Annotated in this window: 2 protein-coding genes; one reads left to right on the top strand and one right to left on the bottom strand. The window is 68.4% G+C overall.

Features of this window, described 5'->3' with window-relative positions:
- Positions 1–248 precede the first annotated feature (248 nt).
- Positions 249–1,997, top strand: coding sequence for a tannase/feruloyl esterase family alpha/beta hydrolase (locus tag EJI01_RS18330; protein WP_126838553.1), 1,749 nt, complete (start codon positions 249–251; stop codon positions 1,995–1,997).
- A gap of 1,373 nt (positions 1,998–3,370) precedes the next feature.
- On the opposite strand, the gene EJI01_RS29610 is transcribed toward EJI01_RS18330, so the two are convergent.
- A complete protein-coding gene (locus EJI01_RS29610; RefSeq protein WP_126838552.1) occupies positions 3,371–14,437 on the bottom strand; it encodes an autotransporter-associated beta strand repeat-containing protein in 11,067 nt (3,688 codons plus the stop codon).
- Positions 14,438–14,674: the final 237 nt, after the last annotated feature.

Raw genomic sequence — 14,674 nt, 5'->3', positions numbered from 1 at the left:
ACCATGATAGGCATGCCAAGGTCTACGATTCCCCACTGGAGGAGCCAATCAACCTGCTTCACATTCAGGTCCACCTACACCTATGACGTCAGACGACATGAACCATCGCCCACTTCATCGCGCAGCCGCCGCATCGACACGTCTTCGGGTACGGGTTTGCCCTATTTTTTAGTTATTCCAAAAAACTATATTGATTATTTGAAATAACGTTATGACCACCCGGGTCCGCCCCGGTCCAGGAGACAACCATGGGTCAGATCGCGTTCTATTCCTCATGCCGTCCCAGATGGGCAGCGTTGGCTGCGGCATCCCTGCTTGCCGCCTGCGGCGGGGGCGGCGGCGGCGGCGGCTTGGCCTTCGTTCCGGCAACGCCGGCTACGCCGTCGGAAGCGCGCCCCGGCACGCTGCAGTCTTGTACCGACCTCGCAAGCAAGGCAGCGTTCAGCAATACGGTCTACACCAGCGCCACATCCGTGGCCGCTGGCGCGCTCGCCGTAGCCGGCGTGACTGCGCCGGTGCCGGAGCACTGCCGCGTGCAGGGCCAGATGAATCAGCGAACCAGCGGCGTCGACGGCAAGACCTACGCGATCGGCTTCGAGATGCGCCTGCCGGTCAATTGGAACGGCCGCTTCTTCTATCAGGCCAACGGCGGGCTCGATGGGAACGTGGTTCCGGCAACGGGGAGCATCGGCGGAGGATCGCCGAAGACCACTGCCCTGCACATGGGCTTCGCCGTGATCAGTTCGGACGCCGGGCACTCCGGCGCGCAGATTCCGACTTTCGGCATCGATCCGCAAGCGCGCCTGGACTATGGCTACAACGCCGTGGCGCAGCTGACCCCGATGGCCAAGAACCTGGTCGCCAAGGCCTATGGCCGCGCACCCGATCGCTCCTATTTCGGAGGCTGCTCGAACGGCGGCCGCCACGCGATGGTGGCAGCAGCGCGATTCGCCAGCCAATACGACGGCATCCTGGCCGGCAATCCCGGCTTCAACCTGCCGAAGGCTGCAGTGGCTCAGCTCTATGGCGTGCAGCAATATGCCAAGGTGACGACGGCCAATACGGCAGCCGGCAAGCCGGATCTGCAGACCGCCTTCACGCAAGCGGAGATGAACACCGTGGCCAACGCGGTGCTCGCGCGTTGTGACGCACTGGACGGAGCGGCGGACGGGATCGTCGCGGACGTCCAGATGTGCAAACAGGCATTCGATCTGGCGACCGCCGTACCCACATGCGGCGGCGCGCGCGACGGCAGCTGCCTCACGGCCGCGCAAAAGAGCGCGCTCGACAACGTCTTCTCCGGCGCGAAAAACAGCGCGGGCACGGCGCTCTACAGCAGCTTTCCCTACGATGCCGGCATCAACCGTGCCGATTGGCGCCAGTGGGAGTTCTCCAATTCGCAAAGCCTGGATACCGCCGCGGTCGGCTTCGTTTTCAGCACCCCGCCGTTGGGAACGAGCCGCCCCTCCGGGATCGATTTCGCGCTCGGATTCAGCATGGACATCGATGCGCCGAGCATCTTCGCGAGTACCGCGCTCTACACCGAGTCGGCGATGTCCTTCATGACGCCGCCGAACCCGAGCAAGCTTTCGGCGCTTCGCGACCGCGGCAGCAAGCTCATCGTCTATCACGGCACCAGCGACGCGGTGTTTTCCTCGGACGACACGACCAGTTGGTACGAGCAATTGCGCGCGGAGAACGGCGGCGATGCGTCCGGCTTTGCCCGCTTCTTTCCGGTGCCCGGCATGAATCATTGCGGGCGCGGCCCGGCCACCGACCAGTTCGACATGCTGACGCCGCTCGTCGCGTGGGTGGAACAGGGCAAGGCGCCTGCGTCGATCATCGCCACGGCTCGCGGAGCGGGCGCCAATGTGGTCAACACCGAGTTGCCTGCCGACTGGTCGGCCGATCGCACGCGGCCGCTGTGCCCGTATCCCAAGACAGCAGCCTATGTAGGCGGCAGCATCGAATCGGCCTCCAGCTTCGCGTGCCGATAGCAGGCGGTGCGCATCTGGCTGGCGGAGAGGCCGAAGTGATCAAGGCGTTGGCTCCGATCTGGAAGACCAAGGCGGAGACTGCCAGCCGGTGTTTCAGCGGATTCGCACTGTCATCAACTATGGCGCCGCCAAGGACTATTGCTCGGGCGTGGATGGCGAGTTCTGGACACAAGCGAAGTTGGCGCTCGGGGCCAACGACCGGGCTCGCAAGGTCGAGCATCACAGCTCGTGCCCGTACAGCCAGGTGGGGGAGCTGATGTCGAAGGTGCGGGCCAGCACAGCGACGCCGCACGCTCTGGCGAGGTGAGGGGTGCGCGCTGGTCGGAGTTCGACGCTCATCTAACCCACTGGACCGTCCCCGGCGAGCGGATGAAGGCGGGGCGGGACCATAAGGTCCCGTTGTCGAAAAGAGCCAGGGCGCTGCTGCGGCAGGCTCGAGCGCTGCAGGCCGAAAATTGGCAGCGAAATCCTTCTTCTTTGGGGGGCGATATTGGACAGTTTCTGGACGCATCCAATATCCAGTGTTCCGCAACTATCAGTTTGGGTAGTGGTGCAGCGCGTCCCTCAGACGCACAGTCGGGGCTGATGGTCCGCCCTCCTCTCCGTTCCCGACGAGCGAGCCGCCGCCGATTCCGGCAGGTGCGCGACCGCACGGGCAAGCGCGTCCATCGCCCCGCGACGAACTGACTGCGGCCATCGGCCGCCGAATCAGGGCCCTGCGGGTCGCGGCTGGCGCTTCTGGTGGCGCGTTCGACCACAGGTGTGGAATATCTGGATCCATGCTGTCTCGGGTCGAGTGGGGGTCGTCTCACCATCCATCAGGACGGTGGCGAGGCAGCGCAACTTCTTACGCCAAAACTTACGCTAGAGGGGCACATTGGCTTGCCCACGCGGGTTCGCTACCACTCCAGGTGAGCCAGCCTGGTTCAGCAGTTGGGATTCCGAAATCGCGCGACGCAAAAGGCCACAGCGCGCGACGCTCAAAGCTGGGTCGCTCGCATGCAGGGCCACGATGTAGCGGGGGCATCTGCACCCGACAATCGAATTGACAATGCTTGAGAATTCCAGCGGCCCCCTGGGATCCGTTCCCCTCAGCGCCCAGCTCGCGCCGGTGCGCCTACGGCCGTGGCATCGCCGCGCCTCCTGTCGATGCCCGTGCGGCCGCCCGGGCCAGCCCTGTCAGTCCGCTGCCCAGGCTGGGCGCAGGAAGGGGCGCCAGACGTCCTCTGCGCCTGGCTGTGCGCAGCGCTTCTTCCGACAAGTCGAGTGCGACAGACAAGGCCACCAGAGGGGCGCTGTCCAGCGCCAGCGCGAGGAGTCCACGGTGGGTGGGCTTCTTTTTTCGCTGGCGCCAGGTTCGAGGCAGTTGCCGCTCAGAACGCCCAGTTCAGGTTGACCTTGAACCCGTGGTCCTTGAGCCCGTTGCCGAACTGGCCTGAATAGGAGGCCCCCAGCATCAGGTTCGGCCGCAGCTGCGTCTCCACGCCCGCCTCCAGCACCGCCACGTTCTTCGCCAGCGGCACGCCTTCGAGCGTGAACGGGATGCTGCCCGCGAACGCATGCGTGCTGGTGGGCGTGGTGTCGCCGAAGGCATGGCGCCAGCCCAGCATGCCGCGCAGCCGCGTGGCGCTGCCGATCTGGGTGCTGGCGCGCAGGCCCAGCGTGGTGAAGGTGGCATCGACGCTGCCGCCTTCGCCGTAGAGCGCGGCCAGGCCGCCGCGCTCGAGGAAGGCGTCGCTCTTCACGCGCACGTGGGCCAGGCGCGCGAAGGGCTCCAGCGCCACGCGGCCCGCATCGATGCGGTGGCCCGCCTCGCCGAAGAGCTGCGTGGTGGTGCTGTCGTAGTCGGCCGAGAGGGTGTCGGCAAAGCCCGCGAAGGCCACCGAGCGGCTGGTCTCGGTCTTGTGCCAGCTGTGGTTGGCGCCCAGGCGCAGCGCGGTGGCGCCCCATTGGGTGCCGCCGTAGGCGCCCAGGTGGTAGCTGTCGGTCTTGGCGCTGCTGTTGCGCGCCTCGGTGTCGGCGCTCGCGCGGCTGTAGCCGCCCAGGGCCCCCACGCGCCAGCCGCCGCCCACTCCGGTGTCGGCACCGACGACGAAGCCGCCGATGTCGCGCTCGAGCTTGGCGGCATTGCCGTTGCCGTCGATGTGGCCCCAGGAACCGAAGACCTGGCCCCAGGCGGTGCGTGCCTGGTTGTCCGCAGGCGTGCAGCCGTCACGTTCGCTTCCCTCCTGTGGCGGCTGCGCCGGCTGCTGCGGCGCGCTGCCGGGCGCGCAGGCGGCGGTGCGTAGCCGCTCGATGGCGGCCTCGCGCACGAAGCGGCTGTCTTCCAGCAGCGCGGTCTTGTTGGAGGCGTGGATGTCCACCGACAGTTGGTTCAGTGCATCGCGCGCAGCGAAGTCGCTGGGCAGGAAGGCCACCGCATTGGCAAGACCATTGCTCTGCGGCAGGCTGTCCAGCGCCGTGGCCACGGCCACCTGGTTGGGCGTGCCTGCCACCTCCGTGAAGCTGCGCACCTTCTCGGCATTCAGATAGACGTTGTTGGCGTCATAGCTGTCGACCAGCTGCACGAAGGCCGTGCTGGTGTCGCCGGCCAGGCTGTAGGTGCCGGTGAGGCCGCCATCGGCGGTGAGCACCCGATAGCGGTTGCCCATGGTGTAGGCGCCGCTGTGGATGCGCACCACGTTCAGGCGCGCGCCGCTGCCGATGCTGGCAGTGCCGGTGGCATGGATCAGGTCCGAGGCATTGGAGCCCGGGTCCACTTCGACTTCGTAGGTGGAGCCGGGTGCTTGCGTGTAGTTGCCGCTGACCGTGAGGGTGCCGATCGAGTTGCCGGGGGCGATGGTGCCGGCCACCGTCGTGCTGCCGATCGTGCCCGAGCCCTTCAGGCGGCCTGCCGCGAGCACATTGGTGCTGCCGCCGAGCACGCCATTGACGGCGAGCGTGCCGGCTTCCACGGTGGTGGTGCCGGTGTAGGTGTTGCTGCCGTTCAGCACCAGCGTGCCCAGATCGGTTTTGGTCAACGCACCGGTGCCAGCAAGCGCCGCGTCGATGGTGGCCGTCATGTCGGCGCCGGCGGCGGTGCCATCGCCCACGCGAAGGGTCGGCGTGCTGCCCACCAGGGCCAGCGTGCCGCCCGTGACCCGATAGCCATCGACCGCGAACTGCAGGCCCGACGCCTCGACCTGGCCGTTGCCGTTGTCGATCGTCACGGTGCCCGGCGTACCGGCCATGACGGTGAAGGCGCCGTTGGAGTACGGCGCATTCACCGCGCCGCTGGCCTCGGTCCAGCGGTCGTTGTCGGCAAGGCGCCAGGTGCCGTCGCCGCCGTTGACCACACCGTTGCCCTGGGCGTTCGCGCCATCCCAGAAGTTCAGCGTGAGACCGGTGGTGTTCACCAGGTTCACCTGCTGCGCGATCGACGTCTGCACGAACAGGTCGCCCGCGGGAACCGTGCCAAGTGCGAGACCGTTGTCGGTCAGGGCGCCGTCGTAGCTGAAGATGCGATACACGCCCGGCCCGAAGCTGCCGCCCGGCGCCGCGCTGACGTTGAGCGTCCCGGCCAGCGCAAGATTGCCGTGCACCACCGTGAGATCGTTCAGGGCCCCTCCCACCGTGCCGGCCTGGCCGAACCGGTAGTTCAGCGTCGAGCCACTGTCCAGCGACAGACTGCCATTGACGGTCAGCGTGCCGGCGGCACTCGTACCACCCGGGCTCAGCGTGGCGCCGCTCGCGATCGCCACGTCGCCACCGACCGTGCCCGTGCCACCCAGGGTGGCGCCACCCTGGACGGTGGTGAGGCCGGTCGCGCCGGACTGATCGCCGTTGACGAGCAAGATGCCCGCCTGCACGGTCGTGGTGCCGAGGTACGCGTTGGTGCCGGTGAGCACGGTGGTGCCGGCACCCGCCTGCGTGACGCTGCCGCTGCCGGAGATGGCGCCGCTGAACGTCGTGCTGTCCGAGCGGTTGAAGACGAGCGCGCTGCCGTTGGCCACATCGCCGATGATCGAACCGCCGGTTCCGCCGTCTCCCAGCTGCAGCGTGCCTGCCGTGATGGTCGTGCCGCCGCCGTAGGTGTTGGCGCCGGTCAGCACCAGCGTGCCCAGGTCCGTCTTCTGCACGCCGCCCGTGCCGGTCAGCGCGGAGGCGATCGTCGCGGTCATGGCCGCGCCGTCGGCCGTGCCATCGCCCACGCGCAGGATGTTGGGCGCGCCGGCCAGCGTGATCGGGTCGCCCTGGATCGTGTAGCCGTCCACGGCAAACTGCATGCCGCCGTTCCTGACCGCGCCTAGGCTGTTGTCGACCGTGACCGTCCCCGGCGCAGCGGCGAAGACGGCGAAGCTGGCGTCCTGGAACGGCGCATTGACACCGCCGTCGCCCACTGTCCAGTTGCCATTGCCCGTGGCGTTCTGCCAGACGCCGGCGCCACCCTGGATGACACCGTCGTTCTGGTTGCCGGGACCGTCCCAGAAGTTCACCGGCAACCCGGCTGCGTTCACCAGGTTCACCTGGTTGTTCACCGAGGTCTGCACGTAGAAACTCGGCGAAGGCATCGTGCCGGCGACAAGACCGTTGTTGGTCAGCGTGCCGCCGTAGCTGATGACGCGATAGATGCCGGGGTCGAACGTGGCGCCCGGCGTGGTCGTGACGTTCAGGGTACCGCCCAGCGTGAGGTCGCCTGCCACCTTGGTCAGGTCGTTGTAGGCGCCGCCGATCACGTTGGCCTGGCCGAAGTTGTAGCTCAGCGTGGAGGCATTGCCCAGCACCAGGTTCCCGTTGACGGTCAGCGTGCCCGGCACGCTGCCGAGGTTGCCCGGGCTGAGCGTGGCGCCGTCGGCCACCGACACGTCGCCGCCGATCGTGCCGGCGCCGCCCAGCGTGGCGCCGGCTGCCACCGACGTGGCTCCGGCAGCCGCCGCCTGGTTGCCATTGACGATCAGGGTGCCGGCATTGACGGCGGTGCTTCCGGCATAGCTGTTGTTGCCGGTCAGCACCGTGATGCCGGTGCCTTGCTGCGTGACGCCACCGCTGCCGGAGATCGTGCCGCCGAAGCTGTACGTATTCGAGCGGTCGAAGGCGAGCGTGCCGTTGTTGGCGACATTGCCCACGATGGAACCCGTGGTGCCGCCATCGCCCAGTTGCAGCGTGCCCGCCGAGATCGTGGTGCCACCGGCATAGGTGTTGTTCGCCGCGAGCACCAGGGTGGCGGCATCGGTCTTGGTCAGCGCGCCGGAGCCGCCGACCGCGCCGGTCAGCGTGAGGTCGCCGGTGGTCTGGAAGGTGCCGCCGCCCGCATTCAGCGTGACCGCCCGTGCCGACGTCAGGGCGGCCGTGCTCTGCAGCGTGCCGCCGTCGAGCGAGAGCGCGCCGCTCGCATGGCCGAGGTTGGCATCGCCCGAGACCGCAACCGTGCCGCCGTTGATGAACGTGCCGCCCGCATACGTGTTGCTGCCGGCGAGCGTCAGCGTGCCGCCGCCGGTCTTGGTCAACGAGCCCGCGCCGCCGATCGTGCCGGACAGCGCGAGGTCCGCCTGCGTATCGAGCCTGCCGCCGTTGGTGCCGAGCGTGACGGTACGCGCGGACGCGAATCCCGCCGTGTTGCGCAGCGCGCCGCCGTCCAGCGTGAGCCCGCCGCTTGCGTCGCCCAGGTTGGCATCGCTGGCCACTTGCAGCGTGCCGCCCAAGACCGTCGTGCCGCCGGTGTAGGTGTTCGCGCCATTGAGCACCAGCGTGCCGAGGTCGGATTTCTGCAACCCGCCCGCGCCGACCAGCGCGGCGTCGATGGTGGCGGTCATGCCGGCGCCCGCGCCGGTGCCGTCGCCCACGCGAATGATCGAAGGCGCGCCGGTCAGCGTGAGGGGAGCGCCGTCGATGGTGTAGCCATTCACGGTGAACTGCATGCCCGACGCGCGGACGGCACCGAGGCTGTTGTCCACGGTGACGGTGCCCGCCGTGCCGCCGAAGATGGCGAAGGCGCCATCGGCATACGTCGCATTGATGTTGGCCGTCTGGTCGGTCCAGTTGTCGCCGCCGGCGGCGTTTTGCCACAGGCCGTTGCCGCCCTGGATCGTGCCGTCGTTCTGGTTGCCGGGGCCATCCCAGAAGTTCAGCGTGACGCCGGTGCTGTTGACCAGGTTCACCTGGTTGGCGACCGAGGTCTGCACGGCGTAGGTGCCCGCGGGCGCACTGCCGATCGTCAGGCCGTTGTTGGTCAGGGCGCCGGCGTAGTTGATGACGCGATACACGCCCGGCGTGAAGCTGCCGCCGGACGTCGGGTTGACGTTGAGCATGCCGTCCAGCGTCAGGTCGCCGAGCACCGTGGTGAGATCGTTGAGCGGGCCGCCCGGCACATTGGCCTGCCCGAACTGGTAGTTGAGCGCCGCGCCGTCGTTCAGGGTCAGGTTGCCGTTGACGGTCAATGCGCCCACCGCGCCGGTAGCCCCCGGACTCAACGCAGCGCCGCTGGCGACGCTCACGTCGCCGGCGACCGTGCCCGTGCCGCCCAGCGTGGCCCCGCTCTGTACCGTGGTGGGCCCGCCCGCGCCGGTCTGGTTGCCGTTGACCAGCAGCGTGCCCGCCTGGACCGTGGTGCCCGCGGAATAGCTTTGCGTGCCGGTGAGCGTCAGCGTGCCGGTCCCCTGCTTCATCAGCGTCTCGAAGCCGGCGGTGCTGGCGCCATCCAGCGTGCGGCTGGCAGTGTTGTTCACCCGCATCGTGTCGCCGGCGCCGCTTTCGCCACCGGTGCCGGCGTTGGCGACGCCGGTGATCGTGCCGCCGTCGCTGAGCACCAGCGTGTCGTTGCCGGTGCCCAGGTTGAGCGTGCCGGGGCCGGTGTTGAGCGTGCCGGCCAGGGTGAGCGTGTCCGTGCCGGCGCCCAGGTCGCCGCTGGCCCGCAACGTGCCACCGGTGTTGACGGTGATGGTGCTGGCGCCGGCGTCGCCGGTCAGCGCGGTCGGGGCCGGGCCGCTGGCCTGCACCATGCCGTTCACCGTCAGGGCGGACGTTCCGTTGATCGCCACGGTCGCCGTGGTCAGGGCGCCGTTGACCTGCAAGGTGCCGGCGCTCACCGTGGTGTTGCCGATGTTGCTGCCGGTCGAGGTCAGGATCGTGGTGCCGGCGCCGACCTGCGCCAGCGTTCCGGCGCCGATCAGCGTGCCGGCCAGGGTGAAGGTGTCACTGCGGTTGACCGACAGCGTGGAGTCCGAATTGGTGACGTACACGTTGCCGGCGCCGACGTTGCCCGACGTGCCGCCATTGCCCACCATCAGGTTGCCCTGGTTGATGATGCTGTCGCCGGTGAAGGTGCTGTTGCCGGTCAGCACCCAGAGGCCGGTGCCGTTCTTTGACAGGGTGGTCTTGCCGGTGCCGGCATCGGTGAGGGTGGCGCCGAAGATGTTGGTGTCGGTGTTGGTGCCGCCCAGGTTCACGACGTGCGCGAGGCCGAGGCCGCTGGCTCCCGCGGTGGCGCCGGCCAGCGTCACGGTCCCGGTGTTGCTGAGGTTGATCGGGCCGGTCCCCGAGGATTCGATGAAGGTACTGCCGGACAGCAGCGTGAACTGGCGGTTGCTGCTGTCGCCCGCGCCGGTGTAGCGCAGGGTGCTGCCGGTGCCGATCACCAGGTTGCTGGCAGCGCTGCCCGAGGCGCCGATGCTGCTGGCCAGACCGCCATCGGCCAGCTTGTCCACGCCCAGCACGCCGCCGCCGCTGATCGTGGTCGCTCCGGTGTAGGTGCTGTCGGGATTCCTCAGGATCCAGGTACCGGTGCCAGTCTTGCTCAGCGAGGTCGCGCCGGTGCCACTGTCGGCGATCAACGCAGACAGGCTGTTGCTGCCGGCATGGGTACCGGTCAGCGTCAGCGTACGCGCGGCGGTGCCGGTCAGCGTGATGGGCGCGGTGCTGGTGAAGGCGATCGCGCCCGTGCCCGAAGCATCGAGGGCCGCACTGCCTCCCAGCGTGAACTGCCGGTCCGTGCTGGCGCCGGCGCCCGTATAGGCGAGCGTGCCGCCATTGAGCACCAGATTGCCGGCCGTGCCGTCGGAAGCGCCGATCGCGCTGGCCGTGTTGCCGTTCGCCAGGCAGTCCACCGACAGCACGCCGGCGTTGATCGTGGTGGTACCGGTATAGGTGCTCCCGCAGCCCGAGAGATATTGGTTGCTTGCGCCGTTCTTGACGAGATTGCCGGTGCCGCTGATGAGGCCGGCGAAATCCCAGGCGTTGACGCCCCCGCCGGTGCGGATGGTCAAGGTCTTGTCCGTGAGCCGGATTTCGCCGCCCGTGCTGCCGCCGCCACTCAGGGCAGACACCGTGGTGTCGAAGCCGTTCATGTCGAGGATGGCGCCGGCGGCATTGGCCACGATCATCCCGCCGGCCGTGGTGGCCGTGCCGAAGGCATTGGTCGCCCCGGCGCGCAAGATGCCCGCCGACACCGTCGTCCCGCCCGTGTAGTTGTTCGTGGTGCCGCCGAGCACCAGGGTGCCCGCGCCCGACTTGACGAGCCCGCCGCCACCGGTCGCCTGTCCTGCGAAGGTCAGCGTGGTCGCGGAATTCTGCACGCTGATCGTGCTGCCGGCGGCCAGGGTGAAACCGCGGTCGGTGGTGGTGGTGGTGCCCCCCTGGTAGTTGAGCGTGCCTCCCGAGAGAACGAGGTTGGTCGGGGCAGCACCGGACATCCCCACGTCGCTGGCCACGCCGCCGTTGGGCAGGCAGGAGATATTGAGCGTGCCCGAAATCGTGGTGGGACCGGCATAGGTGTGCTGACAGCCGCTGAAGGTCTGCGTGCCCGTGGCGAGCGTCACTCCGCCCGCGCCGTCGATGATGCCGCCGAAGACCGAGCTGCTGCCGTCGATGAGGTAGCGGGTCGAGGACAGGACGCCCAGATTCAGGGTGCCATCGCCGCTAAGCCCCCCGGCCCTGACGTTGGCGATGTCCGCGATGTCCAGCGTGGCCCCGCTGTTCACGGCGATCGGTCCACTGCCGAAGGCGCGCGCCGACCCCGCACGCAGCGTGCCGGCGCTCACCGTGGTGCCACCGCTGTAGGTGTTGGTGCCCGACAGCACCAACGTGCCGGCACCGGTCTTGGTGAAGGCGCCGCCTGTACCGCCGGCAAGGGTGCCGGCGACGGCACCGCTCATGCTCAGCGTGGCCGCCCCATTCGTCACATCGATGCCGCCGCTCGTATCGAGCGTGAAGCCGCGGTCGCTGGAGGTCGTGCCGCCCAGGTAGGCCAGCGTGCCGCCGTTCTTCATCACCAGACTGGACGAGGCGCTGCTGGAAGTGCCGATCGAGCTGGCCGTGCCTCCGTTGCCCAGTTCGGTGACTGCCAGGGTGCCGCCGTCGATGGTGGTGGTGCCGCTGTAGGTGTTGGCCGTATTGCCCAGGGTCAGGGTGCCGGGACCTTTGGCGATCAGGTTGGCGCCGTCCGGGCTGACCACCTGGCCGTCGAAACGCAGGTTGGCTCCGGCGTTGGTCACCTCGACGGTGTTGTCGATCACCGAACCGTTGGTGGCAAGGGTGAAGCCGCGGTCGGTGCTGTCTCCGGTGCCGGTGTAGCGCAACGCGGCGCCTTGCAGGAGCAGGTTCGACGAATCGGCCGACGAGGCGCCGATGCTGCTGGCCGCACCGCCGTTGCCGATGCTGGACACGGACAAGGTGCCCTGGCTGACGGTGGTGGCGCCGGTGTAGGTGTTGGCGCCGCTCAGGACGACCGTGCCGGTGCCGCTCTTGGCGAAGCCGGTGGCGCCGCCGTTGTCGACGATGGTCGAGGCCACCGTGAAGGCGCCGCTGCCGCTCTTCGCTATCCCCAGCGTGCCGCCGCCCGTGACGCCGGTGAGCGAGCCGCCGGTGATGGTCTGGGTGGCGGCGCCGACACTGGACGACACCACGATGGTGCCGTCCACGCCCAGGGTATTGCCGCTGCCGATGTTGACGGTGGAATCCTGCGTCGCGACGTACTGCAGGCCGCCGATCTGCTTGGTGCCGCTCACGGTGCCGTAGTACGCCGTGGTGGTGGTTCCCGTGTCGCCGCCGTCGCTGAGGATCTCCCCGTTGACCCAGTTGGCGGCATTGTCCTTGTAGACGTAGTCGCTCGAGGTGAACGGGACGATGTAGCCGCCCACGACCTTGGCATAGTCGGTCCCGTTGATCGTGGCCCAGCCGCCCAGCGTGCCATCGGCCTGCGTGGTGGTGATCCTGGCGCTGCCGGTACTGCCGAAGGTGCCGGCCGAGGCGAAGTTGAGCAGGCCGCCCGAGTAGGTGACGGCGCCCAGGTCGACCTGCATGCTGCCGCCGGTGCCTGGAGCGACGTTCAGCGTGTTGTTGCTGGAGAGCACGTTCAGGCCGTTGAAGGCCTGGGCGTTGGCTTCGCCGGCCGCGCCGGTGACCCTGAGCGTGCCGCCCTGCAGGTTGAGGGTGGAGGCGCTGGAGATGATGTTGCTGGCCGGGGCGCTGGCATTGGAAAAGTCCAGCGCCAGCGTGCCGCCGCCGATGGTCGTGGCGCCCACATAGGTATTGGCGCCGGTGAGCGTGAGCGTGCCGATGCCCAGCTTGGTCAGGCCGCCGGCACCGGCGATGCTGCCGCCGAAGCTGCTGTTGGTCGCGCCATCGACGGTCAGATTGCCGGCGCCAAGGGCCAGCGTGCCGCCGGTGCCGCTCAAGCTGGCGGTGGTCTGGCTGTAGCCGTTGAGGTCCAGCGTGCCGCCGCTGACCGTGATGCCGCCGATGGTGGAACCGAATGCGGTGGCGCTGCCGGCGCGCAAGGTGCCGCCGGCCACGTTGAGGGTGCCGGTGAACCCGGTGTTGTTGCCGGTCACCACCCAGGTGGCGGGCCCGCTGCTCCCCAGGTATCCCGCGCCCGAAACCGCGCCTGAAAGCGTGTTGTCGCTGGCCGTATGGTCGCCGCCGAGCCAGAGGCCGTTGCTGAGCGTGGTGGCGCCCGCCAGCGTGAACGCCCCCGTGCCGTCGTTGCGGAAGGTGCCGCCGGCGCCTGCGATGGTTCGGTCGATGCTGGCAGCGCCGCCGGTGTAGCTGAGGTTGCCGCCGATGCTGATGTTCGACCCGGCACCGAGGGAACTGGCCGTGCCGCTGTTCGCCAGCGTGCCGGCCTTGACCATGCCGCCTCCGCTTATGGAGGCGGTGCCACCGAAAGTATTGGCATTGCCCAGAGTGAGGGTGCGCCCGGCACTCGCGCTGAAGCCCACCGTACGGGCGCTTCCACTGCTGATGACACCGGAGAGAAGCATGTCCGCCGTACCGGCGGAAAAGCTCACCGCGTTCCCGCTGCTGGCTCCCCCGACGGCGGTCAGCACGAAGTTGCCGGTCAGGTTCAGGATTCCGGAACCGTTGTTTACGAATGTGACCTGGGCACCACTGTAGATCCCGGGAGTGATGCTCCAATTGCGGTTGGATGTGGCGGCGGCTCCCGTGTATGAAATGGACTTGCTGTACTGGTTGCTGCCGCTGCCTTGCCCGACCCTGAGATCGATGGTTCCCAAGGTGGCGTCGGTCGGTGCGCCGAACGCACTGGCCTGGCCCAGATTGGCGACCGAGCCGAAGGAGATGCTGCCTGAGGTCGAGATGATCGTCCGGCCGGTGTAGTCGTTGAGCGTGTTGGTCGGCGAGGCATTGCTGGTGACACCGCCGGTCCCGGTCAAGCGGGACGACAGGACGCCGTTGTAGACCGTCGTCTGGCCGGTACCGGTCAGCGTGACGACGCGGCTGCTCAACGCAGCGCCTGCACTCAGGACGGTGCCGCTCGCCGCGGTGATGCCATTGCCGGCTGCCCCCAGCGCCGCGTCATTGGCGACGTACAGCGTGCCTTGGTTGACCGCGACGGTGCCCGTGAACGTGTTCGCGCCGGTCAGGTCCAGCTCCCCCGCCCCTGTCTTGATCAGGCCGGCGGAACCGGCAACGACCGAGCTGATGGTGGAGGTGCCGCTCGTCGTCGTGATCGTCGGTGTCGCGCCGCCCAAGGTCAGCGTATTGCCGCTGATGGTGTAGCCGCCAACGTTGAACGTGAGCCCACCCACGACGATCGGCGCAGCCAGGCTCAGCGTGCCCGCGGTGCCCATGAAGACCGCGGTATCAAGGGCGGCATTGTTCCAGCCACTGAGATAGGGTCCGGCCACGCCGTCCTGGACGGTGCCGTCGTCCCAGGTCCTCGTCGCCAGGTCCCAGGTGCCCGCGCCGCCCATGCCGGTGGCATTGCTGTTGGCGTCCCAGTACCTGTCCGCGGCCTGCGCCGATGGGTACAGGGCCAGCAAGGCCGCCAGCGCGACGAGCCGCAAGGCCCAAGGGCCGTGCATTGCGGCAGGGAACCGCTCCACCGCAGCTGCCGTCCGGGGCCGCTTGTCGGCCCCGCCGCTCTTGCCATGTCGCTTGGCCAGCTCCGAGGCAGCCACCCAGGTACCCAGCGCGTTGGACCAGATGGTGTGGAACACATGGTTCATTTGAACGACCTTTGAAGACAATTCGAAAAGCTGAACTGCGCGCCTGTGGACGAGCAGACGAGTTCCGGAAACGCGCGGAAATGTCCGTACGACCTCCCCGGAGGCTGACCGCCGGGGCGTTCACGGGCCTTGCCCGGCGATTGCCGCAGTGCCCGCGCCGCGCACATTCGCCGCGGCCAGGAAGGCCATTGACGGCGCAATCACCAAGCCGGGGAGGAAGCCTCCGGGGCGTGCTGC

Origin of the sequence: Variovorax sp. MHTC-1, assembly GCF_003984645.1 — a bacterium.
Taxonomy (GTDB): domain Bacteria; phylum Pseudomonadota; class Gammaproteobacteria; order Burkholderiales; family Burkholderiaceae_C; genus Variovorax.
The sequence above is the reverse complement of the archived record's forward strand: the minus strand, read 5'-3'. Positions and strand labels throughout refer to the sequence as shown.

Coding starts and splice junctions, on each gene's coding strand:
- EJI01_RS18330 (WP_126838553.1), top strand. CDS start 249: ATGGGTCAGATCGCGTTCTATTCCTCATGCCGTCCCAGATGGGCAGCG.
- EJI01_RS29610 (WP_126838552.1), bottom strand. CDS start 14,437: ATGAACCATGTGTTCCACACCATCTGGTCCAACGCGCTGGGTACCTGG.